The sequence below is a fragment of the Dyella sp. Tek66A03 genome, from assembly GCF_052567735.1.
This window is the reverse complement of record NZ_CP199584.1, coordinates 501138-519698: the sequence shown is the minus strand read 5'-3', so window position 1 is coordinate 519698 and position 18561 is coordinate 501138. Positions and strand designations below refer to the sequence as shown.

At 62.4% G+C, this 18561-nt stretch carries 15 protein-coding genes and 1 riboswitch; of the genes, 6 read left to right on the top strand and 9 right to left on the bottom strand.

Annotated features, from left to right (window positions below; translation table 11 throughout):
• Window positions 1–20: 20 nt before the first annotated feature.
• Window positions 21–1898: a phosphomethylpyrimidine synthase ThiC gene (gene thiC, locus ACT01B_RS02235; protein WP_445145774.1), complete on the bottom strand. Its 1878-nt coding sequence runs from the start codon at window positions 1896–1898 to the stop codon at window positions 21–23.
• A gap of 133 nt (window positions 1899–2031) precedes the next feature.
• A riboswitch (TPP riboswitch) is annotated at window positions 2032–2126 on the bottom strand.
• A gap of 80 nt (window positions 2127–2206) precedes the next feature.
• A complete protein-coding gene (locus ACT01B_RS02230; protein ID WP_445145773.1) occupies window positions 2207–2857 on the bottom strand; it encodes a TetR/AcrR family transcriptional regulator in 651 nt (216 codons plus the stop codon).
• 99 nt (window positions 2858–2956) lie between these two features.
• Between ACT01B_RS02230 and ACT01B_RS02225 the strand changes: the two genes are divergently transcribed.
• The 4 genes from ACT01B_RS02225 to ACT01B_RS02210 all read left to right on the top strand — a co-directional run bounded on the left by ACT01B_RS02225 (window position 2957) and on the right by ACT01B_RS02210 (window position 7237).
• The gene (locus ACT01B_RS02225) at window positions 2957–3292 is read left to right on the top strand and encodes a hypothetical protein (RefSeq protein WP_445145772.1); all 336 of its coding nucleotides are present in this window, start codon (window positions 2957–2959) and stop codon (window positions 3290–3292) included.
• Window positions 3293–3457: 165 nt separating this feature from the next.
• A complete protein-coding gene (locus ACT01B_RS02220) occupies window positions 3458–4117 on the top strand; it encodes a protein-L-isoaspartate O-methyltransferase family protein (RefSeq protein ID WP_445145771.1) in 660 nt (219 codons plus the stop codon).
• A gap of 35 nt (window positions 4118–4152) precedes the next feature.
• On the top strand, window positions 4153–5493 hold the full coding sequence (locus ACT01B_RS02215) for a TolC family outer membrane protein (protein ID WP_445145770.1): 1341 nt from the start codon (window positions 4153–4155) through the stop codon (window positions 5491–5493).
• A gap of 409 nt (window positions 5494–5902) precedes the next feature.
• Window positions 5903–7237: a TolC family outer membrane protein gene (locus ACT01B_RS02210; protein ID WP_445145769.1), complete on the top strand. Its 1335-nt coding sequence runs from the start codon at window positions 5903–5905 to the stop codon at window positions 7235–7237.
• 177 nt (window positions 7238–7414) lie between these two features.
• On the opposite strand, the gene ACT01B_RS02205 is transcribed toward ACT01B_RS02210, so the two are convergent.
• Together ACT01B_RS02205 and waaA are read right to left on the bottom strand one after the other, a co-directional pair.
• A complete protein-coding gene (locus tag ACT01B_RS02205; protein ID WP_445145768.1) occupies window positions 7415–7801 on the bottom strand; it encodes a hypothetical protein in 387 nt (128 codons plus the stop codon).
• Between the two features lie 429 nt (window positions 7802–8230).
• Window positions 8231–9496: a lipid IV(A) 3-deoxy-D-manno-octulosonic acid transferase gene (gene waaA, locus ACT01B_RS02200; protein ID WP_445145767.1), complete on the bottom strand. Its 1266-nt coding sequence runs from the start codon at window positions 9494–9496 to the stop codon at window positions 8231–8233.
• Between the two features lie 140 nt (window positions 9497–9636).
• On the opposite strand from waaA, the gene lpxL reads away from it, so the two are divergent.
• A complete protein-coding gene (gene lpxL / locus ACT01B_RS02195) occupies window positions 9637–10554 on the top strand; it encodes an LpxL/LpxP family Kdo(2)-lipid IV(A) lauroyl/palmitoleoyl acyltransferase (protein ID WP_445145766.1) in 918 nt (305 codons plus the stop codon).
• A gap of 62 nt (window positions 10555–10616) precedes the next feature.
• Here lpxL and ACT01B_RS02190 read toward each other — a convergent pair whose 3' ends face one another.
• The 5 genes from ACT01B_RS02190 to ACT01B_RS02170 form a co-directional block, all read right to left on the bottom strand.
• Complete coding sequence (locus tag ACT01B_RS02190) at window positions 10617–12908, bottom strand: S53 family peptidase (RefSeq protein ID WP_445145765.1); 2292 nt, start codon at window positions 12906–12908, stop codon at window positions 10617–10619.
• Window positions 12909–13503: 595 nt separating this feature from the next.
• Complete coding sequence (locus tag ACT01B_RS02185) at window positions 13504–14274, bottom strand: glycosyltransferase family 2 protein (protein ID WP_445145764.1); 771 nt, start codon at window positions 14272–14274, stop codon at window positions 13504–13506.
• Window positions 14271–15545, bottom strand: coding sequence for an O-antigen ligase family protein (locus tag ACT01B_RS02180; protein ID WP_445145763.1), 1275 nt, complete (start codon window positions 15543–15545; stop codon window positions 14271–14273). Before ACT01B_RS02180 ends, ACT01B_RS02185 begins: the two co-directional genes overlap by 4 nt.
• Before the next feature lie 56 nt (window positions 15546–15601).
• Window positions 15602–16726 carry a glycosyltransferase gene (locus ACT01B_RS02175; RefSeq protein WP_445145762.1) on the bottom strand — a complete coding sequence of 375 codons (1125 nt, stop codon included), beginning with the start codon at window positions 16724–16726 and terminating at the stop codon, window positions 15602–15604.
• Window positions 16727–16824: 98 nt separating this feature from the next.
• Window positions 16825–17031 (bottom strand): zinc-finger domain-containing protein, encoded by a 207-nt coding sequence (locus tag ACT01B_RS02170; RefSeq protein WP_445145761.1) that lies wholly within the window; start codon window positions 17029–17031, stop codon window positions 16825–16827.
• Between the two features lie 300 nt (window positions 17032–17331).
• Between ACT01B_RS02170 and ACT01B_RS02165 the strand changes: the two genes are divergently transcribed.
• Complete coding sequence (locus ACT01B_RS02165; protein ID WP_445145760.1) at window positions 17332–18510, top strand: Yip1 family protein; 1179 nt, start codon at window positions 17332–17334, stop codon at window positions 18508–18510.
• Window positions 18511–18561 lie beyond the last annotated feature (51 nt).

The window sequence follows — 18561 nt, the reverse complement described above, 5'->3', positions numbered from 1 at the left end:
AGCGGGTGACCGTTATTGCATCAGGCCTTGTGATAGACCTCGGCACCCTGGGCAAGGAATTCGGCCGACTTCTCCGCCATGCCCTCTTCCAATGCCTCGATCTCGCCCGTGCCGTGCTCGGCCGCGTAGTCGCGCACGTCCTGGGTGATCTTCATCGAGCAGAACTTCGGGCCGCACATCGAGCAGAAGTGGGCGCTCTTGTGCGCATCCTTCGGCAGCGTCTCGTCGTGGAATTCCTTGGCTTTCTCCGGATCCAGACCGAGATTGAACTGGTCGTCCCAGCGGAACTCGAAACGCGCCTTGCTCAGCGCGTTATCGCGCACCTGCGCGCCCGGATGACCCTTGGCCAGATCCGCCGCATGGGCCGCGATCTTGTAGGCGATGATGCCGTCGCGCACGTCCTGCTTGTTCGGCAGGCCCAGGTGCTCCTTCGGCGTCACGTAGCAGAGCATGGCGGTACCGAACCAGCCGATCATCGCCGCACCAATGGCGCTGGTGATGTGGTCGTAGCCCGGTGCGATATCGGTGGTCAGCGGCCCCAGGGTGTAGAACGGCGCTTCGCCACACTTCTCCAGCTGACGGTCCATGTTCTCCTTGATCAGGTGCATCGGCACGTGGCCGGGGCCCTCGATCATCACCTGCACATCGTGCTTCCAGGCGATCTGGGTCAGCTCGCCGAGCGTATCGAGCTCGCCAAACTGGGCCGCGTCGTTCGCGTCGGCAATGCAGCCCGGGCGCAGGCCATCGCCGAGACTGAAGGAAACGTCGTACGCCTTCATGATCTCGCAGATGTCTTCGAAGTGCGTGTAGAGGAAGTTTTCCCGGTGATGCGCCAGGCACCACTTGGCCATGATCGAACCGCCGCGCGAGACGATGCCGGTTACCCGCTTGGCGGTGAGCGGCACGAAGCGCAGCAGCACGCCGGCGTGGATGGTGAAGTAATCCACGCCCTGCTCGGCCTGCTCGATCAGGGTGTCGCGGTAGATTTCCCAGGTGAGGTTTTCGGCCACGCCATCGACCTTTTCCAGCGCCTGGTAGATCGGCACCGTTCCGATCGGCACCGGCGAGTTGCGGATGATCCACTCGCGCGTCTCGTGGATGTGCTTGCCGGTGGACAGATCCATCACGTTGTCCGCGCCCCAGCGGATCGACCACACCAGCTTTTCCACTTCTTCGGCGATGCCCGACGACACCGCCGAATTGCCGATATTCGCGTTGATCTTGGTGAGGAAGTTGCGGCCGATGATCATCGGCTCGCTTTCCGGGTGGTTGATATTGGCCGGGATGATGGCGCGACCACGAGCCACTTCGTCACGCACGAACTCCGGCGTGATCAGCTTGGGCAACGCAGCGCCGAACGATTGACCGGGGTGCTGCTTGAGCAGCGCACTGCCGTGCAGCGCCTCGATCTTCTGGTTCTCGCGGATGGCGATGTATTCCATCTCCGGCGTGATGATGCCACGGCGCGCGTAGTGCATCTGGGTCACGTTGGCACCGGCCTTGGCGCGATGCGGCGCGCGGATGCCGGTGAATCGGAAGGCATCGAGCTTGGCATCGGCGGCGCGCTGGCGCCCAAAGGCGGAGCTGAGACCGCCGAGCTGCTCGGTGTCGCCGCGCTCGGCGATCCAGGCCGCACGCACCGGCGGCAGGCCGGAGGCGAGATCGACCTGATAGTCGGGGTCGGTATACGGGCCCGAGGTGTCGTAAACGGTGATCGGCGGGTTCACTTCGCCACCAAACAACGTCGGCGTCTGTGCCTGCTCGATTTCGCGCAGCGGCACACGCAGATCGGGACGGCTGCCCTGCACATGGACCTTGCGCGAACCCGGAATCGGGCGCGTCACGGCTTCGGAGAGTTCCTGCGCGGCGCGCGCGAGGTCAGTGGGCAGAGCGTTCATCGGCATTCGTCCGGTATCTGGGCAGCGTCCGCGGAGGGACTCGCTTTGTTGAAGAGTCCGCACACGGATGTGCGGGTTGTTGCGAATGGATTCGCAAACAAGCAACGAAGCGACGGCGCCAGTCGCACGACGAGGGTCGTACGGCGAAGCTCCCTACAGCGGTACTAGCCGCATCAGGTTCGAAGGGACTCTCTCAGCCGACTGTTGCCGGCACCCCCGCTTCCAAGGCGCTATTTGAGCACGAAGCAGGGTTTGTCGCGAGGGTGACCGCCGCAAGCGGCCAGCAACGACGTTACAGGAGGGGGAAATCAGCGCTTCAGGTAAGCGCGCAGGAACATGTCCACGCCATCGCGGGCGGTCTGTTCCAGCTCGGCAGCGTAGGAGAACGCGCATTCCTCGCAGCCGAACATGCGGCGGAGCAACATCTCGCCCTTGATCAGGGAGATGAACTGGCCAGCGGCGCGCGACACGTTGGGGATGTCCAGCTGGCCGGCGTCAACGGCTTGTTGCAGCAGGCGTTTCATCAAACCGAGCGTACGGTCCGGGCCTTCCTCCCACAGCAGCTTGCCGTAGCGGGGGTTGCCCTGGCGGCAATCGCTGAGGATCGCGCGGAAGGTGCCGACGTTCTGCACGTCGCAATCGAGCCTCACATGGTGCAAGGCGATGCGCTCCAGCGTCTCGCGAACATCCACGCTCGAGTCGTACTGGTAGGTGTCTTCCGGCGTCAGGTCCTGGATCCGTGCGCGGATGACTTCGCGGAACAGGTTGTCCTTGTCACCGAAATGGCTGTAGACCGTGAGTTTGGACACGCCCGCCTCGGCGGCCACTGCATCCATGCTGGTACCGGCAAAGGCGTTGCGGATGAACAGGCCCTTGGCTGCTTCCAGGATCGCCGCACGCTTTTCCATGTCCTTGGGACGACCGGGTCCCTGAGGCTTGGTTTGCGGGATCGTGCTCATGGCAACACCTTCTAGGACTGGCTTCACAAATGGATAACGCCGGTTTAGTATACGCGACGGTTTAGTTATTTTCCATGGCCACGATACACGGCTTACCTTATGTCCACCACTATCGCAGAACTTTCCCTCAGCAAGGCGTATCGCCACGCCCAACGTTCGCTGTCCAGCTGGCTCGAGCGCGGCGAGGCCGGCGCTCGTCAGGGCGCTTTCGTGGTGCGTGCGGCGCTGGGTGGCCTCGATGCCACCGAGCGCGGCCGCCTGGCGCGCTGGCTGGCCTGGTTGTCAGTGGCCGCCCGCAGCCGCGGAAAGGCTTCGCTGGAGGCTCGCATCCACCGCCTTGACGCGTCCTTGCACGAAGCCGTGCAAGATGCTCTCGCACGACTGCCAGCCGGTATGCTTGAGGTGACCTCTCACAGGCATCGTCGAAGCGCATAGTGTCCGCGGACACCGCGCCACACATGACTTCCGTCAAGCAAGCGCGATGACTTCCGGCACTTCGTAGCCACTGGGCCAGGCCGCAGGCTTTGCACATTGTCGGAACACGGCTAAGCGCTTATCCTTTTTAGCCTTTTTTTCGATCCGAATTAGGAAGTACGCACGATGGCGATGAACTTCGAACAGGCGCGACAGAACATGGTGGAAAACCAGGTGCGCCCCTGGGAGGTGCTCGATGGGCGCGTGCTCGACGTGCTCAGCAGCGTGCGCCGCGAGGATTTTGTCGCTGCCGAGCACCGCAAGCTGGCATTCGCCGATCTCTGCCTGCCACTCGGCCATGGCGAAGTGATGATGAAGCCGGTGGTCGAAGGCCGCGTGCTGCAGGCACTCGAATTGACGCCCACCGACCACGTACTGGAAATCGGCACGGGTTCGGGCTTCCTTACCGCTTGCCTGGCCAAACTCTCGGCCGGCGTCACCAGCGTGGACATCCATGCCGATTTCGTCGATGCCGCTGCCGAACGCCTGGCTCACGCGGGCGTTGCCAATGTGAAGCTGGAAGTGGGCGAGGCCATCACGGGATGGCAACCCGCCGGCCTGTTCGATGCGCTGGTGGTAACCGGTGCGGTGTATCAGATTCCGCAGCGCTTCCTCTCGTGGCTCAAACCCGGCGGCCGCTTGCTGGTCGTGCGTGGCGAGTCGCCGGTGCAGCAGGTGCTGCTGCTGACCCACGAAGGTAACGGCCGCTACCGTGAGGAAGTTCTGTTCGAGACCGATCTGCCGTACCTGAAGCACGCAGAGCCACCGCGCCGCTTCGTTTTCTGAATCCGCTGATCCCGTTCCCACACATGAGGCAACCCATGCGCTTGAAGCTTCTGACCCTCGCCCTGGCCCTGTCGGCATTGCCGCTGGCCGGCCACAGCGAGGACTTGCTGGATGCATACCGAGAAGCCCGCGCCAATGACCCGGTGCTGTCGCAGGCAGAGGCCACCCGCCTCGCCGTCGGCGAAGGTGTCACACAGGCCCGCGCATTGATGCTGCCTCAGCTCAACGGCGCCTTCAGCCTCAACCAGCAGCCGACCGGTTCGGCCGCGACGAGTGGCGTCCTTGCCGGCTCCGCGCATTCGCGTTCGCGCACGGTTTCCGCCACCCTGGATCAATCGATCGTTGACCTCAGCCAATGGGCCAACCTGTCGGCGGCCCGTTCGACGGCGTCCGCCCAGGATGCAACCTATGAGGCGGCGCTGCAGGATCTGTATGTGCGCGTCACCACGGCCTACTTCAGCGTGCTGACCAGCCAGGATGCGCTGGTCTTCGCCAAGGCCAACGAGGATGCCTTCAAGGAGGCCTACGAGCAGGCCGACCAGCGCTTCAAGGTGGGCCTCTCGGCGGTCACCGACGTCTATCAGGCCAAGTCGAACTACGAGCTGGCCAAGGCCCAAACCATCGCCGCGCAGAACACGCTGAACGATGCCAGGGAAGGACTCACCCAGATCACCGGCAAGCCCGCCGGCGAGTTGAAGAAGCTGCGCGAGGATCTCCCGCTGACCCCGCCCACGCCGGCCGATCCGGACCAGTGGGTGAAGGCCGCGCTGACGTCCAATGCCACCATCCAGGCCAGCCAGTACTCGGTACAATCGGCCGAGCACAGTATCAATGCGGCGCGCGCCGGCCATCTGCCGACGTTGAATGCGTCCGTATCGCGCGGCAAGACCACGTCCTGGCTGGAGAACGGTAGCTATACCGACCTCAGCGGCAGTCGCGCCAATGGCAATTACGGCACCACCGTAGGCCTCTCGGTGAATATCCCGATCTTCGCTGGCGGCGGGACTCAGTCGCGCGTACGCCAGTCGATCTACCAGCGTGACGAAGCCCAGGACTCGCTGGAATCGACGCGCCGTTTAGTCGTTCGCGACACGCTCAACTTCTACCGCTCGGTGATCGCTGGCATCAGCCAGGTGCAGGCGAACAAGGCTTCGGTGGACTCGGGCCAAAAGGCACTGGAAGCCACGCGCGCCGGCTTCGACGTTGGCACGCAGACCATGCTCAACGTGCTCAACGCGATCCAGACCCTCACCCAGGCCGAGAACAGCTACTCGCAGTCGCGTCATGCCCTGGTGCTCGACCAGCTGCAGCTCAAGGAGTCGGCGGGCTCGATCGACCTGAAGGACGTGGAGATGGTCAACGCGATGCTGCAGTAACACAGCAGAGCGCCGCATTTCCAAACGACAAGGCCGGGCATGTCCCGGCCTTATCGTATCTGAATGAAGACAACGGAAGATCCATCGCGTTTTGTTGCGCAAATCTGGCGCGCCCAGTTAGGGCCCGCGTCTTTACCGACAGCCCTAAAGAACCTGCGAGACGCTCTGCGCTCGACTTTTCAAGTCGTCAGCTGACACCCTCAACATTGAGGCTTCACTTACACACCAAATGGAATTTCACCCCTCAAAGTGAGGGCCACCGCCATCTACCGGCACGCTACATATAGGTCGATAACGCATCTCCTCGGGGTGAATATTTTTCGACGAGGTACATAGCTATGAACCGACACATGGCTCTATGGGCCGCAGCGGCAGCTCTTACCGGCGTATTGATGAGCTCATCCCTCACATGCGCTTGAAGCTTCTGACCCTCGCCCTGGCCCTGTCGGCATTGCCGCTGGCCGGTCACAGCGAGGACTTGCTGGATGCCTACCGAGAAGCCCGCGCCAATGACCCGGTGCTGTCGCAGGCAGAGGCCACCCGCCTCGCCGTCGGCGAAGGTGTCACACAGGCCCGCGCATTGATGCTGCCTCAGCTCAATGGCGCCTACTCCTTGAACCAAGGCCCCCCCGGCGCGGAACCAACGAACAACGTTCTTGCCAGTAGCTCCAACCACGAGCGTTCGCGCGTGCTTTCCGCCCAGCTGGATCAATCGATTGTTGACCTCAGCCAATGGGCCAACCTGTCGGCGGCCCGCTCGACCGCATCTTCTCAGGATGCAACCTATGAGGCGGCGCTGCAGGATCTGTATGTGCGCGTCACCACGGCCTACTTCGGCGTGTTGACCAGTCAGGATGCGCTGATCTTCGCCAAGGCCAACGAGGACGCCTTCAAGGAGGCCTACGAGCAGGCGGATCAGCGCTTCAAGGTAGGTCTGTCGGCCGTCACCGACGTCTACCAGGCCAAGTCGAACTACGAACTGGCCAAGGCACAGACCATCGCCGCCCAGAACACGCTGAACGATTCCCGCGAAGCGCTCACCCAGATCACCGGCAAGCCTGCAGGCGAGCTCAAGAAGCTGCGCGAGGATCTGCCGCTGACCCCGCCCTCGCCGGCCGATCCGGACCAATGGGTCAAGGCGGCGCTGGTATCTAATGCCACCATCCAGGCCAGCCAGTACTCCGTGCAATCGGCCGAGCACAGCATCAATGCGGCGCGCGCCGGACACCTGCCGACACTGAACGCTACGGTGTCGCGCCGCAAGACCACGTCCTGGTTTGAGAACGGCAGCGCAGCCAACATCAACGGCAATGGCAACTACGGCACCACCGTGGGCCTGACCGTTTCGGTGCCGATCTTCTCCGGCGGCGCCACGCAGTCGCGCGTACGCCAGTCAATCTACCAGCGTGACGAAGCCCAGGACTCGCTGGAATCTACGCGCCGTGCCGTTGTTCGCGACACGCTGAACTTCTATCGCTCGGTGATGGCGGGCATCAGCCAGGTGCAGGCGAACAAGGCCTCGGTGGACTCCGGCCAAAAGGCATTGGAAGCCACGCGCGCCGGCTTCGATGTCGGCACGCAGACCATGCTCAACGTGCTCAACGCGATCCAGACTCTCACTCAGGCCGAAAACAGCTACTCGCAGTCGCGCCATGCGCTGGTGCTGGACCAGCTGCAGCTCAAGGAATCGGCGGGCTCGATCGACCTGAAGGACGTGGAGATGGTCAACGCGATGCTGCAGTAGCCGCTCGCGGTATACAAGCGAACCGATGGACAGGCCGGATCATAGATCCGGCCTGTCTTTTGATCGCGTCAAATGCAATGCGCCGAAACCGGCATATGGCGCGTGCACACAAATCGCGCCATATGCGATCACGCAGCGCTCAAAATACGATGACCACAGCCACCGGCATGAGCAGTTTCAACCCGACGCACAGGTGGCAAAGATCTGGAAGTTCACGTCGCTGTTCACATAGCCGGCGACGTTCCATCCATTGCCAACTTGGCGGCTGCGCACGACAACAACGCGCGGAATAAAGACCTTTTTAAGATAGATGTAATTTACATTGCCACCGCCATAGAGGACGCCATCGACTACGTTAACCATCTGATCGTTCGGATTGCCAAAATCGTAACCGCCACCCGTCGGGCGATACCCGTTGGGGCAGACTGCGGTGGCATCAACAGTTCCCCCTGCCTTGCCTGATACCGTGATCATGGCGTCCGTATACTGCGCCGCCAGCGCTACGGGAGCCGAGGTCAGTAGCAGTCCGCTTATCAACCAAGAAGCTGGCATTAACTTGAGCATGCTCAATCTCCTCTAATGAGTGACTCGCTAATGGGTGTCCAGCGCGTCAACGATGCATTTCAGGAGATCACTGACTAGCTAGACGGCCTCACCGTAGCTAAGCAGCCAGCGCGGATATGCAAGCAACCGCCATGACGATCAGTCAGAATCTGACTCGCGGAATGCCACCTGCGCGCCCTGGCTAAAGGGGCATTAATCCATTTCTGCTAATAGGACGATTCTGTCTTCAGACAGATGAGGCAGGATGCCATGCGCTGTCGAGACGCTAAAATGGCCAGTCTTGGCTGCTGCTACGCGACTCCACTCGGTAGACCGACAACCAACGCCATGACACTCGGTCCGATATCGTGGGACGACAGCAGAGACTCAGTAGTAAGCTTTATGTGACGCCAAATTTTCCGATCCCTATCCTTTTGAACGGAGTCAACGTCACTCCGCCAGCAGGCCGTCGATCATTCCCATCACGCGCTCCACGGCGCCACGCTCGCTGTCGAACACAATACGCGCGGCCTTGCCCATGCGCTCACGGGCCGATCGGTCACACAGCAGTCGCAATACCTCCGCCCCCAGCTCCTCGGCGCTGTTGACGCGCTCGGCCCCGTCTCCCTGGATCAGCGTGAGGGTGATTTCCTCGAAGTTGAACGTATGCGGCCCCACCAGCACTGGTGTGGATAGGGCTGCCGGCTCGAGCACGTTGTGGCCACCAATGGGCACGAGGCTGCCGCCAACAAAGGCGAGATCCGCAGCGGCATAGAACGGCATCAATTCACCCATCGCATCGATCACGAAGACCTGGTGCGCGGTTGATGGAACCCCGTCGGCACTACGAGTGCCGACACTGAAGCCCAGGTTGCGGGCGGCGCTTTCGACCGGTTTGAAGCGCTCTGGATGGCGCGGCGCAATCAACAACAAGGCATCGGGCAAACGCGTAAGCACCTCGCGGTGTGCTTCGAGCACCGGCAACTCTTCGCCCTCGTGCGTGCTCCCTGCAATCCATGCGGGGCGAAGCTGCCCCCATTGATGGCGCAGCGCCTGGCCGTTGCGTTCGGCGTCGTAAGGCACGGGCATGTCGAACTTCATGTTGCCCGCCACGATGAGCCTGTCGGGATGGGCGCCGAGCAGGCGATATCGCTCCGCATCCGGGCGCGACTGTGCGGCGATCAGGCGCACGCATCCGAGCGCCTGACGAACCAGGCTACCCAACGGCTTGTACCCACGCAGGGAGCGCTCCGACAGGCGTGCGTTAGCGATCATCAAGGGAATGCCACGACGCTGGCAGGTGAGGTAGAGGTTCGGCCAGATCTCGGTTTCGACGATGACGGCCAGGCGCGGCCGCACATGCCGCAGGAAGCGCATTACTGCGAACGGCAGGTCGTAGGGCAGGTAGACATGGAACACGCTGTCGCCGAACAGCTGGCGCACACGCTCGGAACCGGTAGGCGTCACGGTGGTGACGACCAGCGGTGCGTTCGGATAGCGCGCGCGCAATGCCTTGATCAAGGGCTCGGCGGCATTGACCTCGCCCACCGATACGGCATGGACCCACAGGCTCTCGCGAATGCGCGGCCCCTGAAAGAAGCCGAAGCGCTCGCGCCATCGCTTGTGGTAATCGCCGTAGCGCACGCCACGCGTCATCAGGCGCAGCATGACCAGCGGCATCACCAGGTACATGGCCAGGGTGTAGAGGTAGCGCAAACGACTTGCCCTTGAATCCGGTGCGCCAGTATATCGACTTGCCTTGGCAACCCGACGGCCACGCTGGGTCAGCCTCCTCCCACAGCGCGCGTTGCTCGCCTCGTTTTGGGTTGTTCCTTACAATGCCGGCGATGCCAGGCATGCCCCGCCCCCCTTTTTCCCGTTCCCTGCTCGCACCGCTGCAATGGCCGGCGTGGCTGGGCGTCGGTGCGATCTGGGTCATTGCCCACCTGCCGCGTCCGCTGCTGATGGGACTTGGCCGCTTGCTGGGCGCGCTCGTCCAACGCGTACCTTCGCCGCGCCGACACATCGCCGAGGCGAATATCGCCCTGTGCTTCCCCGAGCTTTCAAAAACCGAACAGGCTGCGCTGGTGAATGCGCACCTGCGGGATATCGGCCTGATGATGATGGAGTTCGCACTCGGCTGGATGGGCAGCGAACGCGCGATCTCCCGCGTGCCCATGACCATCGAAGGGCTTGAGCACCTGGAAGCTGCGCGCGCGCAGGGCAAGGGCGTCTTGCTGGTTGGCGGCCACTTCTCGCATCTGGAACTCTGCGCGCGGCTGGTCTCGCAACGCATCCGTATCTCCGGCATGTATCGCAAGATGGATTCACGCGTGTTCGAATGGGCCGTGCTGCGTGCGCGCCTCGACTACGCCGAGGCGATGTTCGACAAGGACGATATCCGCGGCACCGTGAAGCACCTGCGCAACGGCGGCACGCTCTGGTACGCGCCGGACCAGGATATGCGCAGCAAGGACAATGCGTTCGTGCCGTTCTTCGGCGTGCCGGCGGCAACGATCACCGCCACCCATCATCTCGCGCGCATGTCAGGCGCCGTGGTGATTCCCTTCCACCATCGTCGTCTAGCCGGCAACGCCGGCTACGCCTTGCGACTCGATGCGCCGCTGGAACATTTCCCGAGCGCCGACACGCTCGATGACACGGCCCGCGTCAACGTCTGCATTGAGGCGATGGTGCGCGCTGCGCCCGAGCAGTACCTATGGGTGCACAAGCGTTTCAAGACGCGACCTGAAGGCTATCCGCCGATCTATTGAGCTGATCGCATGGAAGGATCCTCGGCGGCCATAACGACCGCCGAGGACGCGCGCTTCATCGATTACTTCACGTTGACGAACGCCTTCCAGGCATTAAACAGATTGTTGGCGTTGACCGAACCCAAGCCCGAGGCAAAGCTCCATCCCGCTTCTGCGGCATAGGCCTCGGTATTGCTGTTGTACTTGCTGATATTGGTTGAGGTCAGGCCCACCTGGATCGGCCCCAGATACGAGTTGGGCAGGGTGCCGTAGAAGTAACAGTCCGGCGTGACCACATAAGGCAACTGCTGGACGCACTGAGTGGCAATGCTTCCACGCGTGATGTTGTGGAAGACGCACTTGCCGGTTCCCTTCGTACCATTATCGGCACTGCAAGCGGCGAGGCTGGCAGGCGGCGCGCCCTTGGCACCACCGTACTCGTCGGCGGCCAGTGCATACAGCGTCGGAGCGGCATTGCCCTGGTTGGGTGACAGTCCCTTGGCGGCCAGACCCTGATCGATCAAGGCCTGGATACCCGCGAACATCGGCGACGAGAGCGAGGTGCCACCGCTGAGTGCGATCTGCCCCGTGAACCCGGGCTGGCAGGGATAGAACGACGTACAGACGATGACCCAGGTGTCGCCACCGTAGGAGCCCGCGAACAGCGACACATCCGGCACATCGCGCGACTGATCCTTAGCCGCGTTATGCACCTGCCGCTGCCACGCCGGCTTGCGGTCTACTGAAGACGGACCACCGCTGCCCGCTTCGGACGTCAGGTAATAGCCGTAGGGGTCGAGCTTTATGTATTCCTTGCAGAACTCCAGCGCGCTGGCGAAGCCCAGCGACTTGGCCGCCACTTCGTTGCCGCAGGACTGGTTCCAGGGAATCTCCGGGACGTAGGACAGCGCGGAGCCATAGACCGAGTTGTAGGTCGAGGCGAAGTACTTCTTGGTAGTGCCATCGAGCACATCCGCGGTATCGGTACCGCCGACGACCGTGTCGTTCGGTGAGGTGCCGAACGCGTTGGCGTCAATGCCGACGCCATTGATGAAGAACCCGTTGAAGCTCGGGTTGGAGCCCGAATCACCGCTCGATACGAAGACCGAAATGCCCTCGGCATCCGCCTGTGCCCACATCAGGTCGATGGCTGTCTTGCTGGCGGCGTCGGTATAGCCTTCGCCATAGCCGTAACTCGCGCTGATGATGTTCGGCCGGCTGGTACCGTTGATCAGGTTCGTCGCCGCGGTAAATACGCCACCGAAGAAGTTGTTGGAATTGGAATCGTCGCAAGAGGCAACCCAGATGTTCGCGCCGGGTGCCATCGCCGTCGACCATTCCGCATCGAGCAAGGTCTCGCCGTCGTCCTCGCCGGGAAAATTAATGGTGGGATCGATGCAGTTGGTGAAACCGGTGGCCTGCGGCTGGAACTGGGTGAACGTGCCGCCGTAGCTGCCGAGGCTGAACTGGCTGACGAAGTTGGTCCAGTCGGCGGGCACCATCGAGTTGTCCTCGACTACCGCAATGGTGATGCCTGTTCCGGTCAGTCCGCTGTTACGCAGCTGATCCACACCGTAGATCTTGGCCATGTCATAGGGTACGAGGCCACGTGCGCCATTGGTAAAGCCGATCGCCTGCGGGTTCACCGTGGCGGGATTGGAACCGGCAGGTGGCTTGATGATGAACTTGTGCGTGGAAGCATCGTACTGCGACACCTTGGTGGCCACGTGCTGCGCCTGCGGGTGGATGTCGTTGATGCCGGCAACACCCACCACCACATCCTTCAATGCCGACGGCACACTGATGTCCGTGGCGTTGGCGATGTGGCTGGACTTGCCTAATGCATAGCGATTGATCTGGGTGTGGAATGCCTGCTTGACCAGACCGGCGCTACCGCTGAAGTCGATCTGCATTTTGTTGGGGTAGACGCCATTGACCTTGAATCCCTGCGATTGCAGCCATGCGGTCGCTGCAGCGATGTCGGCGTTGCTGACGCCAAACGTCTCGCCGAACTGATCCGGCGTGACCCATTGGTGGAACTTGGGCGAACTCGGATCGTGCTGGGCGCTAATCAGTGCATCCAAGGCGGACTGTCGCAATGCACTGCGCTGAAGCACGAGGTGCATATGATTCATCGGCAAGCTATCGGCCACGCTCTGCGTAGGCTTCAGACTGTCGACCGCGGCGACGTGACTTCGCTGCAGCGGCGAGACGACCTTGTTGTTGATCGTCTGGGTGACTCGCGGCGCTTCCGCCGTATTGATATCCGCCAGCGCCGCATTCTGCGACGTCGATGATTGTGCGGCCGCTATGGTGGGTAGTCCCGCAAGGGCGAGGGCTACGGCGGCGCACAGGTACAGGTGCTCGTTTCTCATGCAATGTCTCCTGGAGATATTCCATCGAAAACAGGCTAGGCCCCCTGTGATGAAATCGTCCCGCCAGCAAAGACCGATTAAGTGCGTGACCTCCTTTCCGATGCACGTGGCTGAGAAAAACGAAACGGCGCATCACGCGGTCGCATCGACAGCGTGTTCAATTGGCCTCGAAAAACCCACCCTAAGACTTACTCTTGAAGCGGAAGGCAGCCCCTGACGCCTTCCGCGATGACGCACCCCAACTCGCCCGAGTGTAGAAACAGCGGGGCCGTCAGAGCAACGACATCAGCAGGCGCAAGTTGACGGCGTCATCACACATCGGAAGAACCGAGAGAACCCGCCGCGAATCGGCGTTTTCTACGATGCGCATCACGATTTCATGTAGGCAGCTCGCGGGCGCAAAATATTTCGTCATGCGTAGCCGGGCGAGCCTAAGTGCCGAACATTGGCCCAGTGGCGCGATTCACGTGCAAAGAAAGTAATTTCGCCGCAGCAAGAAATCGCCGTACGACAAGACCACTTTCTAAACGATCACTGAACAACGATGTTCGATAGTTGCCGACAACGTCGCGACATGGATCGCAGCCAACATTAATCAGTGAAGTTGTTTACGCGCCGCCTGCTCACGCGCTTCGTGCAATTTCGCGTACTTGAGAAAGGCGTAGAACGCGCCCGTCGCGCTGGCGATGAAACCTGCCCAGCCGTCCAGGAAGTAGCGCTTTACGAGGTACTGCCGCAGAAAATAGAGCGGCGGATAGAACACCATGCGCAGGCCGGTGTAGCGCTGATTCCTGCGCAGCTTATGCGCCACCATGTTGCTCGTATATCGGTTGATCTTGTCCATCCGCGTGGTGATGTCGCGATCGCCATCGTTGATGAAGTCCGCACGCCGCAACGTCTTGACCGGTCCATCCACCTCGACCGCCGCATGGACCTCGACATCGTTCATGCGGCCGCGCCGGCGGTCGAACAGGCGCAGGAGTCCATTGCGCCGCCCCCATCGATGCTGCACGGTCCAGAACAATCGCTCGCGACGTGGCAAGCGGAAGCCCGCATGGCGCGGGGCCACCAAGGCTTGTTCGATCACCTCGCGCGTGCCCGGCGATAGGCGCTCATCGGCATCCAGGTTGAGCACCCAGTCGTGACTGGCCAGGTCGTAGGCACGCTGTTTCTGCGGGCCGAACTGGTCAAACGGATGCACCGCCACGCGGGCGCCATGCCGCCTGGCGATATCGACGGTGTCATCGCTGGAGCCGGAATCCAGCACGACGATCTCATCCGCCCAATCCACACCACTCAAGCAGGCATCGAGCGTCTCGCCATTGTTGTAGGTGATCACCACCACCGACAGGGGCTCGCGCTTCATGCCGGTTCTCCCGAACTCGATGCCTTCGGCTGAACATATAGTGCCGCGCACCAAAGCCCCAGCAACCAGGCAAACAGGAGTCCCCACCAGGCCGAATAGAAGGCCAGATGCGTATTGAGCGGGAACAACATGACGCCAAGCGCCAACGTCACCGGGAAGGCCCGCGCGCGCGCTTCGGCGCCAACGCGCCACCACGTCGCCACCGCCATGCCGATGGCGCCCAGCCAGAGCAACAAGCCGAGCGTGCCGGTTTCGGTGAGTACTTCCAGGACCCATTGATGCGCATGGCAGGCGCCCTCGCCCTCGCCGCAGGACTCGGCGACGACGAAATGATCATTGGCCGGCGCGAACGCGGGATAGGCGAAGCGGTACGCACGCACGCCCACGCCATTGATAGGATGTGCCTTGAACATGGCCACGCTGGTTCGCCAGATATCCAGGCGCCCGCTGAGCGCGGTGTCCATGGCTTGATTGGAACCGTGGAACGCCTGCACGGTGCGCTCCATGCGGAGCTGAAAGCGGTCGGAGGTTTTCCAGGCCACGCCACCAGCGAGAACGATCAAGAGCATGCCCAGGCCGACGGTGGCGAGAAAACGTAACGGCCTCCGCGAAAGGTGCCAAGCAAAACCCACGGCCACCAGGGCATAGCACAGCCACGACGCGCGTGAACCGGACAACAGCACGGGCCCAAGCAGCAGCAGGAAGGTCAGCAGCAAGCCCTTCCATCGCCACCGTCGATGAGCAGCCCAGAGCGCGAACGGCGACAGCACGGCCAGCGTGGGACCCAGTTTGAGATTGGTGGCGCCAAAGATGCCCGAGATACGCTCTGCATTGGCATGCCCACCCAGGCTCCATCCCGTCAGCGCCTGCACCCAGGCATCCAGTGCCCAAACGCCTACGACCACGGCAACGGCCCCATAGAGCGCGTCGAGCTTTTCTTCGCGGCGTATCGCGAAACAGGCATAGAGCCCCAACGGCACGTAGCGAAGCAACGACGCCACCGTCGACCAGCTCCTGCCCGGCGCCAGCGAATCGACCGCCGACAACAAGGCCGCGCCCACGTAGGCGCCCAGCAGCCACAACAGCAGCCTCGCACCCTCGTGCTCGCGCAACGCGGAAGGATGGCGGGCAAACAGCAGGATGACGCCGACCAGACAGAGGAAGGTGCCAAGCTCCGAGCTGCGTCCAACCGGCAGCAGGGCGATCACCAGCCAGAAGGGCAGCAAGGGCGAGCGTAGGGCGGCCTTCAGTGAAACAGCAGATGGACTCATGCGGACATCAGGTGATCATGGCTCACGCATTGTAGGTGAGCCACGTGCCGCAACGATCAGGCGGTCAGTTCGTCGTAGAGCGCCAGCGTGGCCTGTTGCATGTCGGTAAGCCGGTAGCTTTGCAGCATCGGAATGGGAGGGGCTACGCGCAGCAACTCGGCGGCACGTTCGACCAGTCGCTCGCGGTCGGCCACCGGAACCCGGCCGGCGGGATACAGCTCGGCCAGCAACTCACCCACGCCACCATGCGCATAACCCAGCACCGGGCGGCACAGCGACAACGCCTCGATCACGGTGCGCCCGAACGATTCGGGCTTGTTGGAGAGTTGGAGCACCAGCGACGAGATCGCATAGATGTCGCGCACATCACTGCGCGGCGGTGTCAGCACCACCTGGGATTCCAGGCCACGGGCGCGGATCAGGCTACGCAGTTCAGTGATATAGGCATCACGCCCAGGCTCGATGACGCCGAGCAGCAACAGACGCGCGTCGATGCCGCGACGCTTCAGCTCACTCAGCAGCTCGACGGCATCGTGGTGTCCCTTCAGCCGCGTGCCGCGACCCGGCAGGGTCAGCAGCGGCGCTCCTGCGAGCGCTGGGAATTCCGCGAAGAAGGCTTTGCGCCACATGTCGTCGGGGCGATGTCCGTACGGAAACGCCTCCGGATCGATACCGCGAGGAATCACCCGCACCCGCCCCGGCTCCAGCCAGGGGTAGTGGCTGAGCATGAAATCTCGCAAGGTCTGCGACACGGCGATCACGCGCTCGCCACGCAGCAGGATCGCGCTGTAGCGGCCGGGCGAATTCAGCCCGTGAACCGTGGTCACGAAATGGGGTTTCGGCTTGAGGCCCTTGATGGCCCACCAGCCCATCCAGGCCGGCAGTCGCGAGCGGGCATGCACGATATCCGGCTTGAGCTCGCGCAGGACCCGTCGAAGCTCACCCATCTTCATTAGCGTAGTCAACGACTTGCGACCCACGTCCAGGGTGACGTGACGGCTACCTTCGGCTTCCAACTGCTGCACCATGCGGCCGCCCGCCGAAATCACCACGGACTGGTGGCCGGCCTTGACCAGCGCCCGCGCGATTTCCAGCGCAGAACGCTCCGCCCCGCCCGAATCGAGGCCGGGGATCAGCTGAACGACGGTCAGTGACCTGGCTGGGGTGGCGACTGCTGACATGATTTGTTCAAAAGGTGCCTTCATCCCTGATAGGCAAGCAGCAATCGTGCCTAAATCCGCTCTTGCGAGGATTTATGGGTGCGATCGGGACGGATGGATCAGTCCCGCAGGACGTAATGTGCGCCGCAATAAGGACATGTGGACTCGCCGCCATCCTCGACGATTGGCAGATAGACCTTCGGATGGGAATTCCAGAGCACCATACCGGGCATCGGACAGGACAGCGGAAGGTCCGCGCGCGTCACTTCATAACGATTTTCGGCATTTGCCGGGATCAACGCGGCAGCCGCAGGGGAACGCGACATGGGGGACAACTCCATCAAGGCACCGGGTCCGCCATGTTAACAGGCCTCCCTGGCTAACAGGTCTCCTCGGAGCCGGTAAACCCTCTCTGCGCCACATGCTCGCCGAAGGGCATAGCCCATGCGACGAATGGGAGCCAGGCCAGGCGCGGGTTGAGAATCAGGCGGACTGCTGTCCGGCCGGCGCAACGCTGAAACCCTGATCCGCCTGGGGCTTGGGCCGATGCCTTCGGCCGATGTTTCCGCCCGCCTGCCGATGATCCCGTCGCCGCCCCATCGATCGCCTGCTGAGCAAGGATTGTCATGGACTTCGGAAACCTGATCGCCCGGATCAAAGCCATCCTCACCACGCCACAAACCGAATGGCCGGAGATTGCCGGCGAGCCGGCCACGGTGAATGGGCTCTATCGCCACTACATCCTGATCGTGGCGGCGCTGCCAGTGATCGCGCACTTCATCCGCCACAGCCTGATCGGCTACGGCGGCTGGGGCATGCATCTGCATACATCCCTAGGCGTGGGCCTGCTCAGCCTGGTGCTGTACTACCTGCTGAGCCTGGCCCTGACCTATGTGGTTGCCCTGATCGTGGATGCGCTGGCGCCCACGTTTGGCGGCCAGAAAGATCCGGTGCAGGCACTGAAGACGGTAGCCTACGCGTGGACAGCCGGATGGGTCGGCGGCATCGCGGTAATCATTCCGTGGCTGGGCTGGCTGGTCGCGCTCGCCAGCCTGATCTACGGCGTCTACCTGCTCTACCTGGGCTTGCCGCATACGATGCGCTGCCCTGCAGAGAAGGCGGCTGGTTATACCGCCGTCACGGTCATCGTCTCCATCGTGTTGAGCTGGATCGTCGCCTTGATCGTGACGGGCCTGATCGGAACGGCGGCCCTGACCGGTGCCAGGATGGGCGGCATGCATCTGGGCAGCGATACCCGCCACACCACGGCGGAAGCGACCAGCGAGAGCGCCGATGGCACCAGCAAAACACTGGATGCCGCGCAGAACCCGGGTGACAGCCACGGGCAGTCATTGCCAACCGACACGATCAAGGCCTTCCTGCCCGAGACGCTGGCCGGCATGAAACGGGACGACTTGTCAGCCGAGCGCAACAGCACGGTGGGCATGCAGGTCACGGCGGCGCACGCCAACTACAGCGATGGCAATGGCCACAGCGTGCGACTGGAAGTGGGCGACACGGGCAGCATGCGGGGCATGATGGCCGCCGCCAGCGCGCTGGCACCGGATTCCGAGCAACAGACCGAGCACGGCTACGAAAAGTCCTATACCAGCCAGGGACGCCTGATCCATGAGCGCTGGAACAACGACACGCACAGCGGCGAGTACGGCGTCATCGTGGCCCAGCGTTTCGCGGTCAAGGCCAGTGGCAAGGCGGAGAACATCGAACAGCTGAAGCAGATGGTGAACGGGGTGGATCTGGGTAAGCTCGAAGCGCTCAAGAGCGAAGGTGCGAGCGCGAACTGATCAACGCACGAAACCTCCCGCTGCGCCCAACAAAAAGCCCGCGCCGTCTCC